Origin of the sequence: Catenuloplanes sp. NPDC051500, from assembly GCF_044454585.1 — a bacterium.
Classification (GTDB): Bacteria; Actinomycetota; Actinomycetes; order Mycobacteriales; family Micromonosporaceae; genus Catenuloplanes.
In genome coordinates, this window is sequence record NZ_JBITDX010000006.1 from 107,353 (window position 1) to 131,253 (window position 23,901).

A 23,901-nucleotide genomic window follows, 5' to 3' on the forward strand; every position below is an offset into this window, starting at 1 on the left:
TGTGCGCACGGCGACCCTTGGGAGGAGGAACTCCATATGCGCATCCGACGTGGCACGGCCATCGCCGCTGCCTGCGCGGCTCTGCTTGTGGGAGTCACGGCATGCGGCTCGACCGAGGGATCCTCGGAGAGCGGCGGCGCCGGCGGACCGATCCAGCTGTACGGCACTGACGGTAACATGATCAGTTCTTTCGGTGACGAGTTCGATCAACCGGGCACCCTGCGGGGCATGAAGGGCACCACGCCCATGACCCCGCTCACCGACGACTTCAAGGCCCGGCTGAAGACAGTCGACGCGGAGCTTGCGGACTACGTCTACTCCGGAGAGACCTACGACGCGGTGCTGATGAGCGCGATCGCGGCGGAGCTCGCCAAGTCGACAAAGCCGTCCGCGATCGCGGACCAGCTGATCGGCATTCCCACCGGCGGCACCCCGTGCGACACGGCGAAGACCTGTCTCGCGCTGGCCAAGGCCGGCAAGGACCTGGCGTACCGCGGCGTCTCGATGCGCAGCGGTGGTTTCACAGATGCCGGCGAGCCGTCCGTGGCAAGTTACGCCACGCTGCACTTCGACGGCCAGGACCAGCTGGACGAGGGCAAGATGGAGTTCGTCGGCGCCGGTGACGAGACGCAGACCTCCACCAAGTCCGTGCAGCCCGGCTCACGCGGCTCCGGCTCGTCGAGCACCGGCGCGCCGCTGAAGATCGGCGGCCTGCTGCCGAAGAGCGGTGACCTCAAGGGCGCCTACCCTCCGATGGCCGCCGGTGCGGCGCTCGCCATCAAGGAGATCAACGCCGCCGGCGGAGTGCTCGGCGAGAACGTGGTCTTCGTCGAGGGTGACGACGGCACCAGCGCCGACATCGCGAAGGCGACAGTCGAGTCGCACATCCAGGCGGGCGTGCACGTGATCCTCGGCGCGGGCGCATCAGGCATCTCCACCGCCGTGCTGCCACAGGTCAAGGCGGCCGGTCTGGTCCTCTTCTCGCCCTGCAACACCGCGTCCAGCCTGACCGGCGCGGACGACGGCGGGCTCTACTTCCGCACCGCCCCGTCGGACGTCATGCAGGGCGCCGCGCTCGGCGACGTGATCCTCCGAGACGGGCCGAAGCGGATCGCGATCGTGGCGCGCAACGACGAGTACGGCAGCGGCCTCGAGGAGAACCTGCGGGCCTCGCTGGACCGGTCCGGCGTCTCCGCGGACAACATGATGGCGCTTACCTACGACCAGCCGGACGACGAGGCGGGCAACGTCGACTTCACCTCCGGGGCCAAAGAGATCAAATCGTTCAAACCGGACGCGCTGGTCCTGATCGGGTTCGCCGAGTCCGCAGACGTGATCAAGGCGCTACTCTCCGCGGGCATCGAGTTCAAACACTGACCATTGAGCCAGGTCAGAGCTGGCACATTTCCGGGATGTCCCTTCGTGGCGTGACCTCGTAAGTTCTTCTCAGCAGCCGCGAGGTGCAGCGAAGAACGAGTAGCCGCGAAGGGATATCACGGACATGAGCAGCGAGTTCACCCCCGATGACACCGCCGTCACCACAGATGTCGACACCACCGCCGATGAGGGCCTCGGCCTGAGCGACCCGGGCCTGGACGACCCGCACGCCGCCACCCCGATCGACACCGAGTCGGACCTGACCGCCGGCGACGACGGCGTCCTGCTCGTCGAGCAGACGCTGGACGGCTCCACGAACGTGTACGTGGACTCGGACGGCGACGGCTTCGCCGACCTGATCGTGTCGGACCTCGACAGCGACGGCACCGCGGACGTCATCTCGGCCGACACCGACGGCGACGGCCGGATCGACACCGAGCTGTACGACGTCGACGACGACGGCGTGATCGACGCCGGCGTGCAGGACACCAACAGCGACGGCGTGGCCGACGTCTTCATGAGCGACACCAACCACGACGGCGCGCCCGACGTGGTCGAGGTCGACGAGGACTACGACGGCGAGGTCGACTACTCCGTCCGCGACACCGACTACGACGGCAACGCCGACGAGATCGTGATCCCGGTCGCCCCGAACACCCCCGTCAACCCGTACGCGGCCGGCTGAATCCAGCCCTGAGCAAGTGACTGGCGGGCGCCGACGCTGGGTAGTAGACGACCCGCGTGAGCCCGGAGATACTTCCGCACGCGGGTCGCGCGAGGCGCGCGATCGCCCTACGGTGAACCAGCGCTGCACCCTCACGACTCAGCGCCCCCTCGAACGCCTTCGGAAGGATGCCCGCCATGACCGAGCCGCAGGAGACCGTCGAGACGCGCGGTGACGACCGGGTCGAACTGCTCGCCGCCGACACCGACGGCGACGGCCGGCCCGACGTCTGGGTGGTCGACACGGACGGGGACGGCAAGGCCGACCTCTTCCAGTTCGACACCGATCACGACGGCAAGGTCGACATCACCATGGTCGACCTCGACGAGGACGGCACCCCGGACACCATCGTGGACGGCGACGGCGGCCACCCGCCCAAGGTCTAGTTTTGCTTCTCTGCTTTTGGTCGTCGCTTCGCTCCTCCGGGCTCGACGCCACGGCCGAAGAAAGGCGTTCTCAGGCAGACGAAGAGCGTGTCTGACTGAGAACGACTTTCTTCGGTCGTCCGCGCCTCACGACGTGGTCACGCAAGCGACGGGTCCGGAGAAACTGCAGACAAATGCGTCGGTGGCGGCAGTCGGCTCTGGGGCCTCTGGAGGCGGGGAACTGCGGAGAAGAGCGTCGGTGGGGGGCTAACGGCTTCGGGCCCCACTCCAGAGGCGGGAGACTGCAGATGGAGGATGAGGGCCGGTGGGGTGCTATCGGCCGCCTAGGGCGGAGATGGCGGCCCAGAGGGCCATCATGATGATTCCGGCGGCACCTGTGAGCGTGAAGGCGCTGCGTAGGGTGCCGCCTTTTGTGTCGGGGGCGAGAGCTTCCGGGTGGCCGAGGCGCACCAGGGATGAGCGGTGGGCGCGTACCTCGCGGGTGAAGCGGGTGACTGACGCGGTCTCGCCGGGGCCGGTCGCCTGGCTGAGGGAGACGGCCAGGTGGGCCTGGGCGCGTTGCAGGCGGCGGACGGCGACGCGGGCGCGCATGCCGGCACGGTGGTGGGCGTGGGAGCGGGCGGAGGCGCGGCGGGTGCCGGAGCCGAGGGCGCGCAGTTCCGCGTCGGTGGCGATCTCGGGATTGTGCAGGGCGGCCAGCAGGGCGACGTAGAACTCGGCCTCGCGCTCGTGGGCGCGGCGGACCACGTAGGCGATCAGCAGCAGCGGTGGGATGCCCTTGACCACCAGGATCAGCAGCACGCCGAGCGCGCCCTCCACCGGGCCGTCAAGCAGGAACGGCGTGTTCCACAGGAAGTGGCAGGCCCAGGAGCCGCAGAACGCGAGCACTGCGACGCCGATCCGCCACGGCAGCCGCCGGTCGGTGCGGACGACCAGGTAGCCGACGCCGAAACCGGCAAGCGCGCCGAAGAGGGTGTGGCTCCACAGCCCGGCGAGGAAGCCGCGCAGGAAGAACGTGACCACGACCGGGGAGATCCTGTCCCCCTGGCCCTCGACCGCGACCGCGTTGACGGCGAAGACCACGTCCTCCGCGACCTGGAAGCCGAGCCCAACCATCGCGCCGTAGACCACGCCGTCAAGCGGGCTGTTCACCTGCGCGGCCGCGACCAGCACGATCGCGAAGACGCCGAGCACCTTGACCGTCTCCTCGACGGTCGGGCCGACTATCGCGGCGCCCCAGGTGGTGGCGAACCCCGGGGAGATCAGCTTGGCCAGCACGTTGTGAAGCGCGCCGGAGCCGGGAATCGCCACCGCGGTCGCCACAAGCGCGCCCCAGGCGAACGCGGTGGCCAGGAGCGTGCGTGGTTCCCGCTCCATGAAGTCCAGACCACCGACGAAGACCCAGAAGGGTACGGCGTAGAGCGCGAACAACACGACCGCGACCACTGTGGCGACCGGGTAGACCGTGATCGACTCGCGCAGGAACATCGCCATTCGCGCCAGGCCCGCCACCAGCAGCAGCGCGAGCACCCAGAACGCGGGCATGAGCAGTGTGCCGCGGTTCAGCGCACCTTCCGGCGAGGGCAGGACCTCGTTGCCACCGCCGCCGGTCACCGCGCTCACCTCGTACCCCGGAATGTTATTGATCGTGTGGAGGCGTCGATGACCGGGCGGGCCGCGGACAGTTGCGGGTCGGTGCCGCTCACCGTGACCTCGATGGAGCGTTCGCCGGCCAGGAAGACCGCGTATCGGCCGCCCCGGCCCGGCGCGCTGTAGCCGCCGGCCAGGCCGCGCAGCTGCCCGTTCGCGGTGTCGATGTCCGCCTCCCGGCCGACGACCTGGTAGCCCCGGTTGGCGGCGATCTTCCGCCGGAGCTTGTCCGCCGCGTCGGTCAGCCCGCCGTCGAACGGCTGGACGACCACGGCGTAGCGGATCGGGCCGACCAGGAAGAGCACGGAGCCGCGTTCCTCGCCGGGGCGCGTCTGGGTGAGGTCCAGGAGCGCGCCGGGCGGTGGGATCACTGACACGCCGCCGCCGACGTCGTAGGGGAGGCCGGCCGGAACCGCCTCAGTGGACTCCAGCGACCTGTCGAAGGCGGGCAGCCCGAACGCGAGCAGACCGAGAATGAGCACGATGGAGCCGCTGCCGAGCCCGTTACGCAGCAGCCGACGCCACATACCCACACATAGACGCTAGCGGTTGCAGTAACGATTCGTGGTGTTCTTCTCACGGATGGTCCGAGCGGCCGAGGCGGTTCCGGCTGTTCTGTCAGGCTTCCAGCGTCAGTGTGGCGAGATAGTACGGACGGTCGGCATCGTCCACATCGGTGAGCCGCCAGCGCGTTCCGGCCACCAGCTCGCGCAGTTCGTCGACGGAGCAGAACAGGTAGTCGAACCAGTCGGTGGTCAGCTCCCGGTAGCGCAGCCGCAGTCTCAGCTGCCCGCCCAGCCGGCCGCGCGACCTGTTGAGATCGTGATAGCCGACGTGCAGCGGATCCGTGGTGCCGTACGGGTCGGTGCCCTGCGCGATCACCTGCGCGCCCGGCGCGGCCATCTCGGCCAGCGCGTCCAGGAAGCCTGCCGCGCGGTGATGCCCCTCAAGCAGCCCCAGGTTGTTGCCGAGCAGCAGGAACGTGTCATAGCGGCGGTCTCCGCGCGCGTGCTCGTCGACCGTGGCCGTCACCGTGTCGCGTACGCCGCGCCGGCGAGCCACCGCGATCGCGCCGGGCGAGGTGTCCAGTCCGGTCACCTGCACACCCGACTCCTGCAGCGCCAGCGCGATCCGGCCTCCGCCGGTGCCGATGTCAAGCGCCCGCCCGCGCACCCGCGCGACGGCCCGGTGGTCATGTGCCTGCCACTCGTCCGGGCCGAGAAGGTACTGCTCAGCGGGCGCGCCGTTGATCGTGCCGTCCTCGCGCTCGATGATCTCGATGACCGGCCGCGGCACCCGGCCACCGGCCAGCGGTCGGCGCCCGGCGCCGATGTGGATCGCGTAGGCGTCCTGAAGCATCTCGCCGAAGACGTCGCCGAGTCGCGGACGCGGAACGATCTGTTCGTTGCTCACGTCCACAGCCTGTCAGATGGGAGACACCGAACTCGGCCGCCGCGCGTTGAGCCGTTCGGAGCGCGATCCCGTATGTAAGGTCAGCGAGTCACAACCGAACAGAGAAGCCTTCCGCGGATCTGCCCGCAGACAGAGCGAAGGCGGAGGATCACACGGACTGATCCGTGATTCCCTCCGCCCTGGCACTACCTACCGGCGGGTCGTGAAGAGCGGTCCGTCAGTCACCCTGACGCTGCGTGGGGATCTGCCCCTGCAGCAGGGCGCGAACCTCAGACTCACGGTAGCGACGGTGGCCGCCCAGCGTCCGTATTGCGCTGAGCTTGCCCGCCTTCGCCCACCGAGTCACCGTCTTCGGGTCGACACGGAACATCGACGCGACCTCGGCCGGCGTGAGTAGCGGCTCTGGTTCGTGCGTACGCGATGCCATCGGTCACTCCTCCACAGGTACCTAAAGACATCGGCCGGGGTCCCGCCGGCCGACGCGTCTCTCATGGTCCGGCTAGTCCCCGATGTCCGACATGGGCCGAACGGACTAACGTCCCTGGATGGACGGATGAGCCATGACCGATTTATCCACATTTTCTACGCCCAATACCTACTTATTTGGACGGTCCATCACGCTTGGTAGCTGGTTACTCACGAGTCTAACCGCCCATGGGAGCGCGACCACGGTCCGATTCGACCCGCAATGTTCGCCATTTGCGTGACATGTCGCGCAGGGGTGTGTCGATCGGCCGACATCCCTATAACAAGACGACCGCGGGTAGGCGTGTCAGCACGCCCCGCGGCCGTCCCGAAGATCGCTCTCAGTTACATCGCTCCAGAAGCTGGACCGCACGCCACCGCGCGACGAGCTTCTCGTAGGCCTCGGTCGCGCCCTCCGCATCGCCGTTAGCGAGACCGGCGAGCCCGGCCGCGACAAGCGCCGGCGAATCGTCCGCCTCCAGCTGGTCATCCGGCATCAGATCCACCAGCCCGCCGTAGTCCAGCTCCACCACCGACCGCGGGTGGAACTCCTCCAGCCAGCGCGCGCCCTCCTCCACCGCCTCGGTGATCGGCGCGTCGCCCACGCTCTTGCGCAGCACCGAGACGCCACGGTGGGCACGCCGGCGCGCCTTGGAGATGTCGGTGCGGAACCGCAGGCGCCGCCGGCCCCTGGGCCCGGTCACCAGTTCCCGCTCCCCCTGGTCCACGAAGACGAACCAGCGCAGCGGTACGCCCCACGTGGAGGCCTGCTCGTGCACGCGCGGCACACCCTGCTCCAGCACCTTGGCCCCGCTGCGCCAATCGTCCACCACGGCCTTGGCCTGACCGGCCAGGATCGGCGGCACGAACGCGTCGGCAAGCACGGCGGGCACGCCGTCCCGGGCGGAGAGCGCGGCCTCGGCGACCCGCAGCTTGAGGTTCCATGGGCAGACCAGGATCGTGTCCTCGTCCTCAAGCACGTAGGCCTCGTCCGGGAGGTCGGGCAGCCGAGTCCAGCCGGCGCCGAGCGCCTCAAGCACCGCGGTGCGTTGCCGCCCGGGGCCGTCGCCGGTCGTGATCGCCCGGCCCTCCCGCGCGTACCGCCGCCAGAAGAGCTGACGTTCCCGGTCGAAAGCGGTCAAGGGCTCGTAGACCCGCAGGTACGACGCGAACAGTGACGACACGGCCCGATCCTTCCACGCCGCGGTGAAGTGCTCGTCCACAGCATCTCCGATCACGGTACTTATCGCCCACTCCAACGCCGAAGTCCTAGGGTCTGTGTAGGCACCGACAAACCTGCCTACGACGTATTCGCCCCACAAGGGCGCCGCTACCGCCAGGGAGCAGAGATGTCCTTCTTCGCCAACGCCGACGACCAGGGACTGACCGGTCATGAACAGGTCGTCTTCTGCCAGGACAAGCAGTCCGGGCTGAAAGCAGTCATCGGGATCTACTCGACCGCACTGGGCCCCGCGCTCGGTGGAACCCGCTTCTTCCCCTATCCGGACGAGGAGTCCGCGGTCGAGGATGTGCTCAACCTCTCACGCGCGATGGCCTACAAGAACGCGCTCGCCGGCCTGGACCTCGGCGGCGGCAAGGCCGTCATCTGGGGCGACCCGGAGCAGCTGAAGAGCGAGGCCCTGCTGCGGGCGTACGGCCGGTTCATCGAGTCGCTGGGCGGCCGCTACTACACGGCCTGCGACGTCGGCACCTACGTCCCGGACATGGACGTGATCGCGCGCGAGACGCGGTACGTGACCGGGCGCAGCGTGGAGCACGGCGGCGCGGGCGACTCGTCAATCCTCACCGCGTGGGGCGTGTTCCAGGCCATGCGGGCCTCGGCCGAGCACCTGTGGGGCAGTCCGACACTGGCCGGGCGCCGGATCGGGGTCTCCGGGCTGGGCAAGGTCGGCAAGTACCTGGTGGGGCATCTGATCGAGGACGGCGCGTCGGTGACCGCCACGGACGTCAGCGCGGCCTCGCTGGAGTGGGCGCGCAGCACGTACCCCCAGATCGATCTGGTTCCGGACACGGACACGCTGATCACCTCGGACCTCGACGTCTACGCGCCCTGTGCGCTGGGCGGCGCGCTCAACGACGAGTCGGTGCCGCGGCTGCGCGCCAAGGCGGTGGTGGGCGCGGCGAACAATCAGCTGGCGCACCCGGGCGTCGAAAAGCTGCTTGAGGAGCGCGGAATTCTCTACGCGCCGGACTATCTGGTGAACTCCGGCGGCGTGATCCAGGTGGCCGACGAGATCGAGGGCTTCAATTTCGAGCGTGCGAAGCTCCGGGCGAGCAAGATCTACGACACCACGAAGAAGATTCTGCGTCTCGCGGAGTCGGACGGGGTGCCGCCGGCGGTCGCCGCGGACCGGCTGGCCGAGCGCCGAATGGCCGAAGTCGGGCGGCTTCGGGGGATTCTTCTGCCGCGCCGGGCCTTTTAACGACGCGCGTGGGGCAACGTGCGCTACCCGAGGTGCCGAACGTCGCCTCGCCCATGTACCGTAAGACCCACGAGAGATGCCTGACGTCATCGGGGCCCGCCTTCGGGCTGCCCCGAATTCTGTGCGAGGGGGTCGAGCCATGGGGCGCGGCCGAGCCAAGGCCAAGCAGACGAAGGTGGCCCGGGAGTTGAAGTATCACTCCCCGAACACCGACCTCGCCGCCTTGCAGCGGGAGCTTACCGGCGGTCCGAATTCGGGCCACGACATCGACGACGGGCAACAACCGCGCGTCGACGATGACGACGAGGACGATACCGCCGACGACGACACGGATTCGTGGTCGTCGCCGCGGCGACGTCATTGATCGCTGGCAACACTGAGCACGCGGACCCCCCGCGTGCTCATGCGTGTCCGCATCCGCCCTGAGGCGTTTCCACGCCCCTCGCGGTGATGATGCATGCGCGCACATCCAGCGGTCACGTCATTCGTGGCGCACCTATACGTAACACCGGCGGATCGTTGCAGGGCCACTGCGACGATCCGCCGGTGCTCCGTGCCCGCGTCTCACATCGACACATGACCTAACGGCTGGGCCGGTTGTTCCAGTTGTAGAAGGTCGGGATGTTCTCGAAGTGGTTCCACGCGCAGACCGCGCTGGAGCCGTCTTCGCCGGCTGCCGCCTCCGCGCGGCGTGAGCGTGCCTCCGCGGCCTCGTCGAGCAGCGCGGTCAGCCCGGCACCGGCGCTCCGAACCCGCTCGGCCACCGAGCCGGGAGCCTCCTCGACGGCGCTATCCGGCTCTCGAGGGTTGGTGATCTCGGGCATGATGCAGCACTCCCTCCAATAAGCGGATCTTGCTGTTGCGGCAGTGGTTCGTCTCCGTACCGTCGAAACGCCCGTGCTCGAAGTATCGGTTGGCGGCATGCGCGCCACCGCAGAACTCGAAGTACGGGCACCGGGTACGGCAGGCCTCCACGCCGGCCAGGAACTCACCGATCCATGGGGTGGACGTCGCGTCCGCCAGAATGTGCTCCAGACTCCGCTCCAGCACATTGCCGCTGGTGAAGTCGCCGTACCGTGGATCGGAGAAGCCCGCCAGCTCCGGCGAGAGCAGCACGACCGAGCCGTCGTACGCGATTGTGGGGATCGGGTCCAGCCGGCGCGGCAGTAATGCGCTCGCGGTGCCATCGAGCACCGCGGCCGCGTACCGCAGGCACAGCTCAACCTCCCGCAGGTGGATGCGCGGGTCCCGGCGCCAGGCCGTGACCAGCTCCGCCCAGAACGCGGTCACCGCCTCGGCCGGGAAGCCGTTGTCGCGCGTGTTGACGCCCTCCAGCTCTTCGACGTTGATGCCGAGCACGTCGCAGCCGAGCGTGAGGAAGTAGTCGTAGATCTCGGTGGCGAGGCCCGGGAACGGCGCGCCGACCACGCAGAGCGCGGAGTAGCCGATGCCGTGTCTCCGCAGCGTCTCGATGCCCCGGGCGATCCGGTCGTAGGCGGGCCGGCCGCCCCGGGTGACCCGCTCCCCGTTCCGCTCGCGCGGGCCGTCCACGCTCACGCTCACCCGCATGTCGTGCGCGGTGAAGAACTCGCACCAGGCGTCGTCGATCAACGTCGCGTTCGTCTGGACGTGATGCTCGACCTCCGGGCCGAACGGGGCCATCAGCGCGGCCAGGTGCTCCCGGCCGGTCGCCAGCGGCTCGCCCCCGTGCCAGACGACGGAGAAGCGGGTGTCCCGCGCCCACCTGTTCACCGGGGCGGCGACCGCCTCGGCCACGGCCGTCGGCATTCGCCGGTCGACGGCACGGAACGGCAGATAGCAGTACGTGCAATCGAGGTTGCACAACGTCGTCGGCTGCATCACCACGTACGACGGTACGGCGGCGATCCCACGCATCCCCGAATCGCTCACCGCACCTCCCCACCAGCCCGCCCGCTCCGGTGAACGCCGGGTAACGCCTTTTCAGGCTAGGCGTCCATGTCTACCCGGGTGAAGCCCCAATCAGGTATCTGGAGGATCACCCACGCAGGTCCCGGAACCGTGCAACCTCGCAGCACACCCGCCGGGTCTGCCGGACCACCGCGGCACCGGTGCCCGCGGGAGCAAACGGGCCGGACCACGGCGGGAGTGGGAAAAGGAAAAGGCCGCGCAAGCGGTGAAAGCCTGCGCGGCCGGTAATGCCGATGCCTTTAGCCCCGGGTGTGCTGGCCGATCATCTGGACCGTGCCGGTGCCCTCGATGATCTCGCCCGCGTGCCAGGCGTCGACGCCACGGCCGGCCAGGAAGGCCAGCGCGCGGTCCGCGTCGGCGGCCGAGACGATCGCGAACATGCCGACGCCCATGTTGAACGTCGACTCCATCTCCGGGTCGTCGATCCGGCCCTTGGACTGGACCAGCTCGAAGATCGACTGCGGCTTCCAGGTGGAGCGGTTGACCACCGCGTCCACGTGGTCCGGGAGGACGCGGACCAGGTTGCCGGGGATGCCACCGCCGGTGACGTGCGCGAGCGCGCGCACCTCGCACTCAGCGATCATGCCCAGGCAGTCCTTGGCGTAGATCTTGGTGGGGGTGAGCAGCTCCTCGCCGAGCGTGCGCTGGCGGCCGAACTCCTCGACCACAGTGTCCAGCCGCATGCGGCCGGCGCCGAGCAGCACGTGGCGGACAAGCGAGTAGCCGTTGGAGTGCAGGCCGGAGGAGCGCATCGCGATCACGACGTCGCCGACCTCGACACGCTCGCGGCCGAGCAGGTCGGCCTCCTCGACCACGCCGACGCCGGTCGCGGAAAGGTCGTACTCGTCCGGGCGGAGCACGCCCGGGTGCTCGGCCGTCTCGCCGCCGAGCAGCGCGCAGCCCGCGTAGCGGCAGCCGTCCGCGATGCCCGCGCCGATCTCCGCGACCTTCTCCGGCTCGACCTCACCGCAGGCGATGTAGTCGAGCAGGAACAGCGGCTCGGCGCCGCAGGCCACCAGGTCGTCGACGACCATGGCGACCAGGTCGATGCCGACCGTGTCGTGGATGTTCAGCTGCTGGGCGATGACTAGCTTGGTGCCCACGCCGTCCGTGGAGGAGGCGAGGATCGGGTTCTTGTACTTCTTGGCGTCCAGCCGGAACAGGCCCGCGAAACCGCCCAGGTCGCCCATGACCTCGGGACGGGAGGCGCGGCGCACCTTGTTCTTCAGAAGCTCGACGGCGCGCTCACCGGCGTGGATGGAAACACCGGCGTCCGCGTACGTGACCGTGCGCTTTCCCCTGCTCCGACCGGCGCCGGCCTGCCACGGCTGCCGGTCACCGTTATCCGCCGCGTCGTTGGATCGCTCGGTCACGTGCGTCACGTATCTCCCCTTGTGCTCTCGCGTCAGGCCGGGCGTGCCGCCTTGCGCGCTTGACTGGCCGAACGGCCGCGAAGTCACGGTTCTCGTGGGTCGCGGCACGCGCGTGCCTAAGAATGATGCGGGTTGTCCGCGCCGCCGGGCGAGGCGACCAGGTCCACACCATCGTTTTCCAGCTCGTGGTCCGGGCTCGGGCCCGGAGCACCGCCCTCCGTAGCCTGCACGGGCACGACCGGCAGACCACCGGAGACCCGGCGGCCGACACCCTCGAGCACGTGCTTGCCGATCATGTCGCCGTCCGGCAATGCGATCGGGTACTCCCCGTCGAAACATGCGCGGCAGAGCCGGGTCTTCGGCTGCTCGGTGGCGGAGACCAGGCCGGCCAGCGAGATGTAGCCCAGGGAATCCGCGCCGATCGCGCGCCGGATGCCCTCGGTGTCGAGTCCGTTGGCGATCAGCTCAGCCCGGGTGGCGAAGTCGATGCCATAGAAGCAGGGCCAGCGCACCGGGGGCGACGAGATCCGCACATGAACCTCGAGCGCGCCGGACTCGCGCAGCATGCGCACGATGGCCCGCTGCGTGTTGCCCCGGACGATCGAGTCGTCGACCACGACGATCCGCTTACCGCGCACGTTCTCCCGGAGGGGGTTCAGCTTGAGGCGGATGCCGATCTGGCGGATGGTCTGCGAGGGCTGGATGAAGGTGCGGCCGACGTAGGCGTTCTTCAGCAGGCCCTGGCCGTAGGTGATGCCTGAGGCCTCCGCGTAGCCGATCGCGGCAGGCGTGCCGGACTCCGGCACCGGGATCACCAGGTCGGCCTCGACCGGCGCCTCCTTGGCCAGCTCACGGCCGATCTGCACGCGGGCGGAGTAGATGTTCCGGCCGTTGATCGTGGTGTCCGGGCGGGCCAGGTAGACGTACTCGAAGAGGCAGCCCTTGGGCTCCGGCGTCGCGAAACGCACCGAGCGCAGGCCGTCCTCGTCTATCGCGATCAGCTCGCCCGGCTCGATCTCGCGGACCACGCTGGCGCCGCAGATGTCAAGCGCCGCGGTCTCGCTCGCCACCACCCAGCCGCGCTCCAGGCGGCCGAGCACAAGCGGGCGCACCCCGGCGGCGTCACGGGCCGCGTACAGCGTGTTCTCGTCCATGAACACGAAGCTGAAGGCGCCGCGCAGCGTGGGCAGCACCTTCATCGCGGCTTCCTCGACCGACAGATCGGGGTAGCCGGCCAGCAGCGTGGTGACAAGCGACGTGTCAGTGGTCGAGCCGTCGGAGCCGAGGTCCAGGCCACGGTTGGTGACCTCGCGGGCCAGCTCCGCCGTGTTGACCAGGTTGCCGTTGTGCGCAAGCGCGATCGTGGTGCCGGAGGTGGTCGCCTTGATCGTGGGCTGCGCGTTCTCCCAGTTGTTGCCGCCAGTCGTGGAGTACCGGGCGTGACCGACGGCCAGGTGGCCGCGCAGGCTCGCCAGCGTCGGCTCGTCGAACACCTGGGAGACCAGGCCGACGTCCTTGTAGACCACCACGCTGGAGCCGTCGCTCACCGCGATGCCCGCCGCCTCCTGGCCGCGGTGCTGAAGTGCGTAAATACCGAAATAGGTGAGCTTGGCCACTTCTTCGCCCGGGGCCCACACTCCGAACACGCCGCAAGCATCTTGCGGGCCGGGCCTTTGGGGGTCGAGTTCGTGGCTCAACAGCCCGTCGCCTCGGGGCACCTGCTGCTCCATCCGTGTGGATCCGGCGGAAGTTCCGTCCGCCCGAAACAGTGTACGCGAGGCCAGGCGATTAACAGAGAGCCACCTTTTCGCTGCCAGAGGTCGATCAGCCCGTAATCGCACGGGAGACTAGATAGGGATGTAGGCAGATATATCAGCACGGTTTCCGCTGATGCGCAGACGTCCCTGAGTAATCGCGTCTTCCCAGGAGAGGCGCCCGGTCGCCAGACGTACCCATGTCTCCGGGTCCATCTCGACCACATTGGGCGGTGTGCCGCGGGTATGACGGGGCCCTTCGACGCACTGAATCGCACCGTACGGAGGAACGCGGACCTCCACCGAACGGCCGGGAACGCGCGCCGCGAGGGTGGCCAGAAGCGCACGCACCGCATCACGGAGAGCAATACGTTCCGGCGTCTCCCCGGCATCGAGGGAGGCCAGCACCGCTGCCACGACTGCCTGCTTATCGAGCGGAGAGGGCACGTCGGGACAATACGTTCCGACACCTGATGACTTCGTAGCTCCCCTGGGTCGCGCGTGAGGCACCCGACAAGGCATAGTGGCCCACGGTGTACTCAATCACGGGGTGAACCCGGCACGTCCGAGGCCGGGAGTCGATATCCCGGAAGGCGGTGGACGTGACAGCACACCGAAGGACCTGGCGCGATTTGGCTGGTCAGGAGGTCCGCGGCAGGCGCGCGCGTACCGCTGGCCTATTCCGCGCGGGTGTTGCGTTCCTGGCGGTCACCGGCAGCGTACTCTTCGTCGCTCCCGCTCCCGCCCAGGCGGCAGCACCCAAGCTCTCCAATGTCGTTCTCTCCAACTCAAGTCTCACGACCGGTCAGACAGCCCAGCTGAAATACACGGTCAAGGGCGACGACGATGACACCGCGGTAAGCGTGACGATCGGGCAGGCCGACGGCGTCACCTGCTCCGGCGACTGTTCCCCGAGCCTGACCGGCGAGGGTACGTTCACCGCGACGATCACCGCGGGCACCGTGGCCGCAGGCCAGACGAAGAACGTCGCGCTCAAGCTGACCGCCACCTCCAAGGGTCTGCTCGGCGGCGACGAGGTCACCACCCAGACGCTGAACCTGGAGATCAAGGGTCCGGCCGCGGTACAGACCGTCAAGAAGATCAGTGGCACGGTCGTCGACAACAAGACCGGCGCCGGCATCTCCGGCGCCTCGGTCGCGATCCAGGACGGCGGCGGCCACCGGTACGACACGGCGACCAACGGCCGGGGCACGTTCACCTTCAACGGGACCACGGACAAGCCGATCACCCCCGGCTCCATCAACATGGTCGTGGTCGCGAAGAACTTCGAGAACGGCGCTCAGACCATCAACGGCGCCAACAACGCCACGGTCTCCGAGGTGTCGTTCAAGCTGGCCTCCACAACTGCGCCCAGCCCGTCGGCGACACCGAGCGCGTCGGAAAGCGCGGAGCCGTCCGAGTCTCCGTCCGCGGAGGCGTCCGAGGCCGGCGGCGAGACCACGCCCGAGGCCACCGACGAGGCTGCGGAGACCGACAACGCGGCGAACTCGACGGATGACGACAGCGGCATCCCGTGGGCCGTCATCCTGATCGGCGCGCTGCTGGTCGCGATCGGCGTCGGCACGATGGTGCTGCTGTTCATCCGGCGCAAGCAGGACAAGGAAGCGGACGCCGCGGCGGTAAGCGAATACCGCGAACGCGGCCCGGGTGCCGCGGGTGGCGCCTACGGCGCGACGAACGACGCCACGCGCATCGGTGGCGCAGGCATGGGTGCGGGTGGTATCGGCGCGGGCGGCATGGACGACGCCACCCGGATCACCAACCCGTTGGCCGACGCGCCCACGATGATCACGTCGCGGGCCGCGATGGACGAGTTCCCCGACCCGTACGGCGCTCCGCCGCCCGGTGCGCCAGGCGCGCCGAAGTGGGCCGGCAGCGAGGACAACTACGGCGCCGGCGGGGATGCCACCCGCGCCGGCTACGGCGATGACCGGGGCGGCTACGGCAGCGCCGGGTCCGCGTCCGTCTCCGGCGCCGGCTACGGCGACGCCGACAACCACGGCGCCGGCGGCTACGACCGGGGTGGGTACGGCAGCGCAGGCTCCGCATCGGTCTCCGGCAGTGGTTACGGCGCGGGCGGCCGGGGCGACTACGGCGGCGCCGGGTCCGGCTCGGTGTCCGGTGGCGGCGGCTACGGTGCGGGCAACGACCCGTACGAGGAGCCCACCGGCCGGTACAACGGTGGCGGAGACGGCTACGGCGGTCAGGGCGGCGGCTACGGCGCCAACCCGGCCGGGCCGTACGGCCAGCGTGCGGACCAGGGTGGCTACGGCGCCCAGGAGATCGACTACGGCACGCAGGGCCAGGGCGGCGGCGCGGGTTACGGCGGCGGCCAGGGCGGCTACGGCGGCGGCGCAGGCGCTCAGGGTGGCTACGGCGGCCGGGGCGACGAGTACGGCTCCGGCGCTGCAGGTGGCTACGGCGGCACCGGTGGTCAAGGCGGTTACGGCGGCGCGGGCGGTCAAGGCGGCTACGGCGGCGCCAACGGCCAGGGTGGTTACGGCGACCGTGCCGGTTACGACCAGGGCGGTTACGACCAGCAGGGCGGCGGCTACGACCAGGCGGGTGCCGGGTACGGCGCCGACCAGTCCGGCTACCCGGCCCAGCAGGGCGGTGACCGCAGTGGTTACGACCAGAGCGGCGACCGCAGTGACAACCGCGGCGGCAACCAGCGCGGCGATCGTCGCATCGACTGGATGGACGATTAAGCCGATCGGCTGAGTAGAACGGGCCCGTGCCGCTTGGCACGGGCCCGTTCTCCGTTTCAGGCCCTGGTGAAGATGCCGCCGCGGAGCAGTGGCACGACAGTGGAGATGTTGCGCTGGACGGCTGTTTCGACGTCCTCGGCGTAGCCGCGGGCGATGAGTTCCCGGCCGGAGACGCAGCCTCGGACCGCGGCCGGGACGTCCGGCACGCTGTTCAGGGCGGCCAGCGCGACCGCCGCCTCCACCGACAGCCCGCCGGGGGCGCCGGCCAGCCCGTCCAGGACGGACGCGGCGCCGAGCAGGTCCTCCACCCCGGGTCGCAGCGCCTGGTCCGGCCACTGTTCGCCGGCCGCGATGACGCCGATCGGGGCCTGCACGGTGCCGTACCCCTGGGAGAGCAGCCAGTGGGCGACCGAGCGGGCGTTGCGGAGACAGGCGGCCACGACCGGCAGGCCGGTGGCGCTCGCCGCGGCGGAGATCGCGGACCCGTTCGGCGACGGCAGGACCAGGTCCGGCGTGGCGGGTGCGCGATGAAGAGCGGCCGGCGACAACGTCCAGGGCCGCTCCGCGCTGACGTCGGCGCGCCCGACCGCGGCGACCGCGCCGACCCGGGCCGCGTACGCGTCCGCCTGTGCGCTCCACGGGAACGGATGGACCCGGGTCCCGCGCGCGACCAGCACATCCACCGCGGTGGTGAAGGAGAGTACGTCGACCACGACCAGGGCGGCGCAGACGCGGCCCAGCTCGCTCGCGCCGGCCAGTCCCCAGTCGAACCGCACTCCCGCACCGGGCTGCGCGTAGACCGCGTCCACCACCGGATCAGCTTCGCCGCTCACGTGCGCACGCCCCGCCGTTCGTCGGGCACCGCTCACCGGCACCGCCGCTCATCAGACGCCACCCATGATGCCGCCCCACCGCCCGCCGGTGCGGCCACTCACCGCCCCTAGAAGCGCTGTATCGACGTCGGATGCCGGGGGCGGCGAGGCCCCGCAGCCTTACGTCGAGAAGCAAGGGGCGATGTGCGGCCCGGCATCCCACGTCGATACAGGCTCCGAACCCGGACACGGCGGAGCCCGCGCCGATCATCATCGACGCGGGCTCTGCCGTTCGTTACCGGAGACCGTTACTCGGCCGGGGTGGCGATGCCGTCCTCGCTGCTCGGCTCCGCCTGGGTGCTGTCCGCGGCGGCGGCCGGCAGGCCCTCCTCCGCGGGAGCTGCCGAGTCCGGCGCCGGGTCGTCGCCGGTGGCCGGGGAGGCCACGTTGCCGAAGAGGCGCGGCAGCGTGGCCGTGTGCGCCTCGCGAAGCTCGTCCAGCGGGACGCTGAACTGGCCGACGACCTCGACCGCGTCGCTTGCGGCCTCGGTGGTGCCGATCGCTGCCCACGGCAGCCCGTGCTCCTCGCAGAGCGCGGTGAACGCGGTCTCGTGACCGCGCGGTACGGCCACCACGGCCCGGCCGGCGGACTCGCTGAACAGGAAGACGAACGGCATGGTGCCGCCGGTGAACTCGTCCGGCAGCTCGACCTTGACGCCGACGCCGCGGCGCAGCGACGACTCGACGAGCGTCTGGATGAGGCCGCCGTCGGAGAGGTCGTGCGCGGCGGTGAGGTGCCCGACGCGGGCGGCCTCGGCCAGCACCTCGGCAAGCGACTTCTCGCGGGCGAGGTCGACGCGCGGGGGCTCGCCGCCGAGGTGGCCGTGGGTGACCCACGCCCACTCGGAGCCGGAGAGTTCGTTGCGCGTCTCGCCGAGCAGGAAGACCAGGTCGCCCTCGGGGTGCGCGGACGGCGTGAAGCCGATCGGCACCCGGGTGGCGACGTCGTCGATCAGGCCGAGGACGCCGACCACCGGGGTGGGGTTGATCGGGGCGGCACCGGTCTGGTTGTAGAAGCTGACGTTGCCGCCGCTGACCGCGATGCCGAGCTCCTGGCAGCCGTCGGCGAGACCGCGGACGGCCTCGGCGAACTGCCACATGACTGTCGGGTCCTCGGGCGAGCCGAAGTTGAGGCAGTTGGTGACCGAGATCGGCTTGCCACCAGCCACGGCGACGTTCCGGTACGCCTCGGCCAGCGCCAGCTTCGCCCCGTTGTACGGGTCGAGGCGCGCGTAGCGCCCGTTGCCGTCGACGGAGAGCGCGACGCCGAGGCCGGTCTGCTCGTCGATGCGGAGCACGCCCGCGTCCTCCGGCTGGGCGAGGACCGTGTTGCCGAGCACGTACCTGTCGTACTGCTCGGTGACCCAGGTCTTGTCGCACAGGTTCGGCGAGGCGATCATGCGCAGCACGGTCTCGCGGAGCGCGTCGCCGCCGACCGGGCGGGGCAGCGTCTCGGCGCGGTCCGCACGCAGCAGGATCAGGTCGGCCGGCTCGCGCATCGGCCGGTTGTAGACGGGGCCGTCATCCACGAGCGAGCCCGGCGGCACGTCGACGACCGTGTGGTCGTTCCACGTGACGAGCAGGCGGTCGCCGTCGGTGACCTCGCCGATCGCGGTGGCGAGCACGCCCCACTTGTCGGCGATCTTCAGCACCTCGTCGAGCTTCTCCGGCGCGACGATCAGGAGCATGCGCTCCTGGGACTCGCTGGCCAGGATCTCGTGCGGGTCCATGGACGGCTCGCGCAGCGGCACCCGCTCCAGCCAGACGCGCATGCCGGCCTCGGCTGCGGCGGCGGTCTCGGTGAGCGCGCAGGTGAGGCCCGCACCGCCGAGGTCCTGGATGCCGACGACAAGTCCGGCGTCGTAGAGCTCCAGGCAGGACTCGATCAGGAGCTTCTCCATGAACGGGTCGCCGACCTGGACGGACGGGCGGCGCTGCTCGCTGCCGTCGTCGAAGGTGGCGCTGGCCAGCACGGAGACGCCGCCGATGCCGTCCCGGCCGGTCTTCGCGCCGAGCAGTACGACGATGTTGCCGGCGCCGGTCGCCTCCTTCTTCTGGAGGCGGTCGACCGGCAGCACGCCGATGCTTAGCGCGTTGACAAGCGGGTTGCCCTGGTAGCAGGGGTCGAAGACGACCTCGCCGCCGATGTTAGGCAGGCCGAGGCAGTTGCCGTAGCCGCCGACGCCGGCGACGACGCCGGGCAGGACGCGCTTGGTGTCCGGGTGCTCGGGGTCGCCGAAGCGCAGCGGGTCCATCACCGCGATCGGGCGGGCGCCCATGGCGAGGATGTCGCGGACGATGCCGCCGACGCCGGTGGCCGCACCCTGGTACGGCTCGACGTAGCTCGGGTGGTTGTGCGACTCGACCTTGAAGGTCACCGCAAGCTCGTCGGAGATCTGGATGACGCCGGCGTTCTCACCGATGCCGGCCAGCAGGCGCTCGTTCTTCGGCGCCTTCTCGCTGAACTGCTTGAGGTGGACCTTGCTCGACTTGTAGGAGCAGTGCTCGCTCCACATGATCGAGTACATCGCCAGCTCGGACTGGGTGGGCCGGCGGCCGAGGATGTCGCGGATCCGCTGGTACTCGTCCTCGAGCAGGCCCAGCTCGGCGAACGGCTGGAGCTGCTCGGGGGTGGAGCCGGCGACGTCGACCGTGTCGGGCGCGGACACCGCGGTCTCCTTAACTGTCTGGGTCACGCGGGCACCGCCGCGGACTTGCCGGCGAGGTGGGCGAGGACGGAGGCGAACAGGCCGAGACCGTCGAGCGACGGCCCGGTCAGCGCCTCGACCGCGTGCTCGGGGTGCGGCATGATGCCGACGACGTTGCCGCGCTCGTTGGTGATGGCGGCGATGTCGCGCTGCGACCCGTTGGGGTTGCCGCGGATGTAGCGGGCCACGACCCGGCCCTCCGCCTCGAGCTCGTCGAGCGTGCGCTGATCCGCCACGTAGCAGCCCTCGCCGTTCTTGACCGGGATCAGGATCTCCTGGCCGTCGGTGAACGTGCCGGTCCAGGCGGTGCTTGTCGACTCGACCTTCAGCCACTGGTCCCGGTTGCGGAAGTGCAGGTGCTGGTTGCGGGTCAGCGCGCCGGGAAGCAGGTGCGCCTCGCAGAGGATCTGGAACCCGTTACAGATGCCGAGCACCGGCAGGCCGCCGTTGGCCGCGTCGATGATCGACTCCATCGCGGGAGAGAACCTGGCGATCGCGCCGCAGCGCAGGTAGTCGCCGTAGGAGAAGCCACCGGGGAGAACGACGGCGTCCACGCCGTGCAGGTCCGGGTCGGCGTGCCAGAGGCGCACGGCCTCGGCACCGGCCAGCCGGACGGCACGCGCGGCGTCCCCGTCGTCGAGCGAACCCGGGAAGGTCACCACACCGATCCGCATGCTCAGGCCTCGACCCGCTCGTCGGTGTGGATTGTGAAGTCTTCGATGACCGGGTTGGCCAGGAGCTGGTCGGCGATCTGCCGGACCCGGTCCTGGTCGGCGTCGCCGGAGAACTCCAGCTCGATGCGCCGCCCGATGCGGACCGACGTCACGTCGGTGACACCGAGCCGGGGCAGAGCGTTGGCGACGGCCTGGCCTTGCGGATCGAGGATCTCCGGCTTGAGCATGACGTCGACGACGACGCGAGCCACGAGGCACTCCTGACTGTTTGCGCTGTCCTGGCTGTTCTGCCGGTCAGTGGTGGCCAACCGGCTCACCAGCACCGCCTGGAGGGGCAAGCGCCCTCAGACTACCTGGTGGCCGGTCCGCACTCAGCTTGTGGTCGTCGCTGCGCTCCTCCGGCTCGGCGCCACTCCCGGCGGTGGCAGATTTCCCTGGGGGGAAATTTGCCACCTCTGGTCGCCCGCGCCTCGAAGCGCCTATGGCCGAGTCGAGGGCGGCCGGCCTAAAGGATCGGTGCCGGCGAATATGCGGCGGCGATCGGGTGGGCGGCGACCACGTCGGCGACCCGGTCGGCCACCGCATGCACCTGCGACGGGGCGGCGCCGATGAACGCGGCCCGGTCCGCCACGAGCGTGTCGATCTCGTCGCGGCTGAGGCTGAGTCGCTCGTCCGAGGCGAGCCGGTCGAAGAGGTCGTTCTCGGCCGCGCCCTTCTCGCGCATGGCCAGCGCCACGGCGACCGCGTGCTCCTTGATCACCTCGTGCGCGACCTCGCGGCCGACCCCACGGCGTACCGCCGCGACCAGGATCTTGGTTGTCGCCAGGAACGGCAGGAACCGGTCCAGCTCGCGGCCGATCACGGCCGGGTAGGCGCCGAACTCGTCGAGCACTGTCAGGAACGTCTGGAACAGCCCGTCCGCGGCGAAGAACGCGTCGGGCAGCGCGACGCGGCGCACCACGGAACAGGAGACGTCGCCCTCGTTCCACTGGTCGCCGGCCAGCTCGCCGACCATCGACAGGTAGCCGCGGATGATCACGGCGAAGCCGTTGACCCGCTCGCTTGACCGCGTGTTCATCTTGTGCGGCATCGCGGACGAGCCGACCTGGCCCGGCTTGAAGCCCTCGGTGGCCAGCTCCTGGCCGACCATCAGGCGGATCGTGGTGGCAAGCGACGACGGCGCGGCAGCGGTCTGCGCGAGCGCGGAGACCACGTCGAAGTCGAGCGAGCGCGGGTAGACCTGGCCGACGCTGTCCAGCACGCGCTCGAAGCCCAGGTGGCGGGCGACCCGGCGCTCCAGCTCCGCGACCTTCTCGGCGTCGCCGTCGAAGAGGTCGAGCTGGTCGGCGGCGGTGCCGACCGGTCCCTTGATGCCGCGCAGCGGGTAGCGGCGGATCAGGTCGTCGATCCGCTCGTAGGAGATCAGCAGCTCCTCGGCCGCCGACGCGAAGCGCTTACCGAGCGTGGTGGCCTGCGCGGCCACGTTGTGCGACCGGCCGGTCATCACCAGGTCGGAGTGCTCGATCGCGAGCCGGGAGAGGCGGGCGAGCGCGGCCACGATCCGGTCCCGGACCAGCACCAGCGACGCGCGGATCTGCAGCTGCTCGACGTTCTCCGTGAGGTCGCGGGAGGTCATGCCCTTGTGCACGTGCTCGTGCCCGGCGAGCGCACTGAACTCCTCGATCCGGGCCTTCACGTCGTGCCGGGTGATCCGCTCCCGGGCCGCGATCGACTCCAGGTTGACCCGGTCGAGCACCGCCTCGTAGGACTCGATCACGCCCTCCGGCAGCCCGATCCCGAGGTCACGCTGCGCCCGGAGCACGGCGACCCACAGCCGCCGCTCCATCCGGATCTTCTCTTCCGGTGACCAGATCGCGAGCAGCTCGGTGGAGGCGTACCGCCCGGCGAGAACGTTCGGGATGCGCGGGCGCTCGGTGGCGTCGGGGAGGGAAGTCACGGCCGAAGTCTCTCATGTTCGGCCTGCGCCACCGCCCGCCTGGCCACCGGACAAGATCCACCAATAGCGATACCAAGGATCAAACAGCGACATTCACGTGGGTACGGGGTGAACTATGTCACCGCTCGACGATGGCGACGACCCCGAGCCCACCGGCGGCGCAGATGGAGATGAGGCCTCTCCCGGCCGGCCTGTCGCTGAGCAGCTTGGCAAGCGTCGCCACGATCCGGCCGCCGGTCGCGGCGAACGGGTGCCCGGCCGCCAGCGACGAGCCGTTCACGTTGAGCTTCGCCCGGTCGATCGCGCCGAGCGGCGCCTCCAGGCCCAGCCGCTCCTTGCAGAACTCCGGCGACTCCCAGGCCGCAAGCGTGGCGAGCACCTGCGACGCGAACGCCTCGTGGATCTCGTAGTAGTCGAAGTCCTGAAGCGTGAGCCCGTTGCGCGCGAGCAGCCGCGGCACCGCGTAGGCCGGCGCCATCAGCAGCCCTTCGTCCCCGTGCACGAAGTCCACACCCGCGGTCTGGCTGTCACCGAGATAGGCCAGAACGGGAAGATTGTGCGCCTTCGCCCACTCCTCGGACGCGAGCAGCACGGTCGACGCGCCGTCGGTAAGCGGCGACGAGTTGCCCGCGGTCATCGTCGGGTGCGCACCGCGCGTCCCGAAGACCGGCGTGAGCCGCGCCAGCTTCTCAGGCGAGGTGTCGGCCCGCAGGTTCTGATCCTGCTTGAGCCCGAGGAAGGGCGTCACAAGATCATCAAAGAAGCCGCGCTGGTACGCCGCCGCCAGCCGCAGATGCGACTCAAGCGCGAGCTCGTCCTGCTCCTCGCGGCCGATGTTCCACGTCTCGGCCGTCAGCGCCGCGTGCTCGCCCATCGACAGCCCGGTCCGCGGCTCCGCGTTGCGCGGCATCTCCGGCTTGAACGGCTGCACCGGCCGCAGCTTGGTGGCCGCCTTCAGCCGGGCGCCGAGCGTGCGGGCCGTGTTCAGCTCAAGCAGCGCACGGCGGAAGTCCTCGTTCAGCGCGAGCGGCGCGTCAGACGTGGTGTCCACGCCGCCGGCCACGCCCACCTCGATCTGGCCGAGCGCGATCTTGTTGCCGACCAGGATCGCCGCCTCAAGCCCGGTGCCGCAGGCCTGCTGCACGTCATAGGCGGGGGTCCGCGGGTCCAGCTGGGAGCCGAGCACTACCTCGCGGGTCAGGTTGAAGTCGCGGGAGTGCTTGAGCACGGCGCCGGCCGCCACCTCGCCGAGCACCTCACCGGCCAGGCCGAACCGGGCGACCAGGCCGTCCAGCGCCGCGGTCAGCATGTCCTGGTTGGACGCCTGCGCGTACCGCCCGTTCGACCTGGCGAACGGGATGCGGTTGCCGCCAAGGATCGCGACCCGGCGGATGCTCTGCTGCACTGTTCCCCCCTCGGACTTAC

22 protein-coding genes are annotated in these 23,901 nt (G+C 69.9%); 6 read left to right on the forward strand and 16 right to left on the reverse strand.

The features are described from left to right. Nucleotides 1-36: 36 nt before the first annotated feature. The 3 genes from ACIA8K_RS14360 to ACIA8K_RS14370 all read left to right on the forward strand — a co-directional run bounded on the left by ACIA8K_RS14360 (nt 37) and on the right by ACIA8K_RS14370 (nt 2,487). A complete protein-coding gene (locus ACIA8K_RS14360) occupies nt 37-1,377 on the forward strand; it encodes an ABC transporter substrate-binding protein (protein WP_396058723.1) in 1,341 nt (446 codons plus the stop codon). Nucleotides 1,378-1,501: 124 nt separating this feature from the next. Further along, entirely contained in the window at nt 1,502-2,062 is a 561-nt protein-coding gene (locus tag ACIA8K_RS14365; RefSeq protein ID WP_396058725.1) for a hypothetical protein, read from the forward strand. A 176-nt stretch (nt 2,063-2,238) separates the two neighbouring features. After that, the gene (locus ACIA8K_RS14370) at nt 2,239-2,487 is read left to right on the forward strand and encodes a hypothetical protein (protein ID WP_396058727.1); all 249 of its coding nucleotides are present in this window, start codon (nt 2,239-2,241) and stop codon (nt 2,485-2,487) included. Between the two features lie 312 nt (nt 2,488-2,799). On the opposite strand, the gene ACIA8K_RS14375 is transcribed toward ACIA8K_RS14370, so the two are convergent. From ACIA8K_RS14375 to ACIA8K_RS14395, 5 genes are all read right to left on the reverse strand, one after another. Beyond that, the gene (locus ACIA8K_RS14375) at nt 2,800-4,110 is read right to left on the reverse strand and encodes a PrsW family intramembrane metalloprotease (protein WP_396058729.1); all 1,311 of its coding nucleotides are present in this window, start codon (nt 4,108-4,110) and stop codon (nt 2,800-2,802) included. Continuing rightward, complete coding sequence (locus tag ACIA8K_RS14380; protein ID WP_396059216.1) at nt 4,107-4,664, reverse strand: hypothetical protein; 558 nt, start codon at nt 4,662-4,664, stop codon at nt 4,107-4,109. Before ACIA8K_RS14380 ends, ACIA8K_RS14375 begins: the two co-directional genes overlap by 4 nt. 91 nt (nt 4,665-4,755) lie before the next feature. After that, entirely contained in the window at nt 4,756-5,496 is a 741-nt protein-coding gene (locus tag ACIA8K_RS14385) for a class I SAM-dependent methyltransferase (RefSeq protein WP_396059218.1), read from the reverse strand. A gap of 271 nt (nt 5,497-5,767) precedes the next feature. After that, entirely contained in the window at nt 5,768-5,977 is a 210-nt protein-coding gene (locus ACIA8K_RS14390; protein ID WP_033343489.1) for a BldC family transcriptional regulator, read from the reverse strand. Nucleotides 5,978-6,356: 379 nt separating this feature from the next. Continuing rightward, nucleotides 6,357-7,199 (reverse strand): hypothetical protein, encoded by an 843-nt coding sequence (locus ACIA8K_RS14395; protein ID WP_396059220.1) that lies wholly within the window; start codon nt 7,197-7,199, stop codon nt 6,357-6,359. Between the two features lie 165 nt (nt 7,200-7,364). Between ACIA8K_RS14395 and ACIA8K_RS14400 the strand changes: the two genes are divergently transcribed. Together ACIA8K_RS14400 and ACIA8K_RS14405 are read left to right on the forward strand one after the other, a co-directional pair. Further along, nucleotides 7,365-8,459 carry a Glu/Leu/Phe/Val dehydrogenase gene (locus ACIA8K_RS14400; RefSeq protein ID WP_396058731.1) on the forward strand — a complete coding sequence of 365 codons (1,095 nt, stop codon included), beginning with the start codon at nt 7,365-7,367 and terminating at the stop codon, nt 8,457-8,459. 139 nt (nt 8,460-8,598) lie between these two features. Continuing rightward, nucleotides 8,599-8,823 (forward strand): DUF3073 domain-containing protein, encoded by a 225-nt coding sequence (locus ACIA8K_RS14405; protein ID WP_396058733.1) that lies wholly within the window; start codon nt 8,599-8,601, stop codon nt 8,821-8,823. 217 nt (nt 8,824-9,040) lie between these two features. Here ACIA8K_RS14405 and amcA read toward each other — a convergent pair whose 3' ends face one another. The 5 genes from amcA to ACIA8K_RS14430 form a co-directional block, all read right to left on the reverse strand. Continuing rightward, nucleotides 9,041-9,283, reverse strand: coding sequence for a multiple cyclophane-containing RiPP AmcA (gene amcA, locus ACIA8K_RS14410; RefSeq protein ID WP_396058735.1), 243 nt, complete (start codon nt 9,281-9,283; stop codon nt 9,041-9,043). Next, on the reverse strand, nt 9,249-10,355 hold the full coding sequence (gene amcB / locus ACIA8K_RS14415) for a cyclophane-forming radical SAM peptide maturase AmcB (RefSeq protein WP_396059222.1): 1,107 nt from the start codon (nt 10,353-10,355) through the stop codon (nt 9,249-9,251). Before amcB ends, amcA begins: the two co-directional genes overlap by 35 nt. A 293-nt stretch (nt 10,356-10,648) precedes the next feature. Further along, on the reverse strand, nt 10,649-11,791 hold the full coding sequence (gene purM, locus ACIA8K_RS14420) for a phosphoribosylformylglycinamidine cyclo-ligase (protein WP_396058737.1): 1,143 nt from the start codon (nt 11,789-11,791) through the stop codon (nt 10,649-10,651). A gap of 107 nt (nt 11,792-11,898) precedes the next feature. Next, nucleotides 11,899-13,500: an amidophosphoribosyltransferase gene (gene purF / locus ACIA8K_RS14425; RefSeq protein ID WP_396058739.1), complete on the reverse strand. Its 1,602-nt coding sequence runs from the start codon at nt 13,498-13,500 to the stop codon at nt 11,899-11,901. 129 nt (nt 13,501-13,629) lie between these two features. Continuing rightward, nucleotides 13,630-13,983 carry a sterol carrier family protein gene (locus ACIA8K_RS14430; protein ID WP_396058741.1) on the reverse strand — a complete coding sequence of 118 codons (354 nt, stop codon included), beginning with the start codon at nt 13,981-13,983 and terminating at the stop codon, nt 13,630-13,632. A 185-nt stretch (nt 13,984-14,168) separates the two neighbouring features. On the opposite strand from ACIA8K_RS14430, the gene ACIA8K_RS14435 reads away from it, so the two are divergent. Continuing rightward, nucleotides 14,169-16,265 carry a hypothetical protein gene (locus ACIA8K_RS14435; protein ID WP_396058743.1) on the forward strand — a complete coding sequence of 699 codons (2,097 nt, stop codon included), beginning with the start codon at nt 14,169-14,171 and terminating at the stop codon, nt 16,263-16,265. Between the two features lie 56 nt (nt 16,266-16,321). Here the strand turns inward: ACIA8K_RS14435 and ACIA8K_RS14440 are convergent, their stop codons facing one another. The 6 genes from ACIA8K_RS14440 to ACIA8K_RS14465 all read right to left on the reverse strand — a co-directional run bounded on the left by ACIA8K_RS14440 (nt 16,322) and on the right by ACIA8K_RS14465 (nt 23,881). Further along, a complete protein-coding gene (locus ACIA8K_RS14440; protein WP_396058745.1) occupies nt 16,322-17,098 on the reverse strand; it encodes a 2-phosphosulfolactate phosphatase in 777 nt (258 codons plus the stop codon). Between the two features lie 287 nt (nt 17,099-17,385). Then, nucleotides 17,386-19,833: a phosphoribosylformylglycinamidine synthase subunit PurL gene (gene purL, locus ACIA8K_RS14445; protein ID WP_396058747.1), complete on the reverse strand. Its 2,448-nt coding sequence runs from the start codon at nt 19,831-19,833 to the stop codon at nt 17,386-17,388. Beyond that, the gene (gene purQ / locus ACIA8K_RS14450) at nt 19,830-20,525 is read right to left on the reverse strand and encodes a phosphoribosylformylglycinamidine synthase subunit PurQ (protein ID WP_396059224.1); all 696 of its coding nucleotides are present in this window, start codon (nt 20,523-20,525) and stop codon (nt 19,830-19,832) included. Before purQ ends, purL begins: the two co-directional genes overlap by 4 nt. Then, nucleotides 20,522-20,770 carry a phosphoribosylformylglycinamidine synthase subunit PurS gene (gene purS / locus ACIA8K_RS14455; protein ID WP_396059226.1) on the reverse strand — a complete coding sequence of 83 codons (249 nt, stop codon included), beginning with the start codon at nt 20,768-20,770 and terminating at the stop codon, nt 20,522-20,524. The genes purQ and purS overlap by 4 nt, the downstream gene beginning before the upstream one ends. A 254-nt stretch (nt 20,771-21,024) precedes the next feature. Continuing rightward, nucleotides 21,025-22,476 carry an adenylosuccinate lyase gene (gene purB / locus ACIA8K_RS14460; RefSeq protein ID WP_396058749.1) on the reverse strand — a complete coding sequence of 484 codons (1,452 nt, stop codon included), beginning with the start codon at nt 22,474-22,476 and terminating at the stop codon, nt 21,025-21,027. Nucleotides 22,477-22,594: 118 nt separating this feature from the next. Then, on the reverse strand, nt 22,595-23,881 hold the full coding sequence (locus ACIA8K_RS14465; protein ID WP_396059228.1) for an acetyl-CoA C-acetyltransferase: 1,287 nt from the start codon (nt 23,879-23,881) through the stop codon (nt 22,595-22,597). Nucleotides 23,882-23,901: the final 20 nt, after the last annotated feature.

Bases quoted from the DNA above. Each gene is read 5' to 3' on its own strand.
- ACIA8K_RS14405 (WP_396058733.1), top strand. From the start codon at position 8,599: ATGGGGCGCGGCCGAGCCAAGGCCAAGCAGACGAAGGTGGCCCGGGAG.
- amcB (WP_396059222.1), bottom strand. From the start codon at position 10,355: ATGCGTGGGATCGCCGCCGTACCGTCGTACGTGGTGATGCAGCCGACG.
- ACIA8K_RS14370 (WP_396058727.1), top strand. From the start codon at position 2,239: ATGACCGAGCCGCAGGAGACCGTCGAGACGCGCGGTGACGACCGGGTC.
- ACIA8K_RS14365 (WP_396058725.1), top strand. From the start codon at position 1,502: ATGAGCAGCGAGTTCACCCCCGATGACACCGCCGTCACCACAGATGTC.
- ACIA8K_RS14390 (WP_033343489.1), bottom strand. From the start codon at position 5,977: ATGGCATCGCGTACGCACGAACCAGAGCCGCTACTCACGCCGGCCGAG.
- ACIA8K_RS14385 (WP_396059218.1), bottom strand. From the start codon at position 5,496: ATGCTTCAGGACGCCTACGCGATCCACATCGGCGCCGGGCGCCGACCG.
- amcA (WP_396058735.1), bottom strand. From the start codon at position 9,283: ATGCCCGAGATCACCAACCCTCGAGAGCCGGATAGCGCCGTCGAGGAG.
- ACIA8K_RS14360 (WP_396058723.1), top strand. From the start codon at position 37: ATGCGCATCCGACGTGGCACGGCCATCGCCGCTGCCTGCGCGGCTCTG.
- ACIA8K_RS14380 (WP_396059216.1), bottom strand. From the start codon at position 4,664: ATGTGGCGTCGGCTGCTGCGTAACGGGCTCGGCAGCGGCTCCATCGTG.
- ACIA8K_RS14400 (WP_396058731.1), top strand. From the start codon at position 7,365: ATGTCCTTCTTCGCCAACGCCGACGACCAGGGACTGACCGGTCATGAA.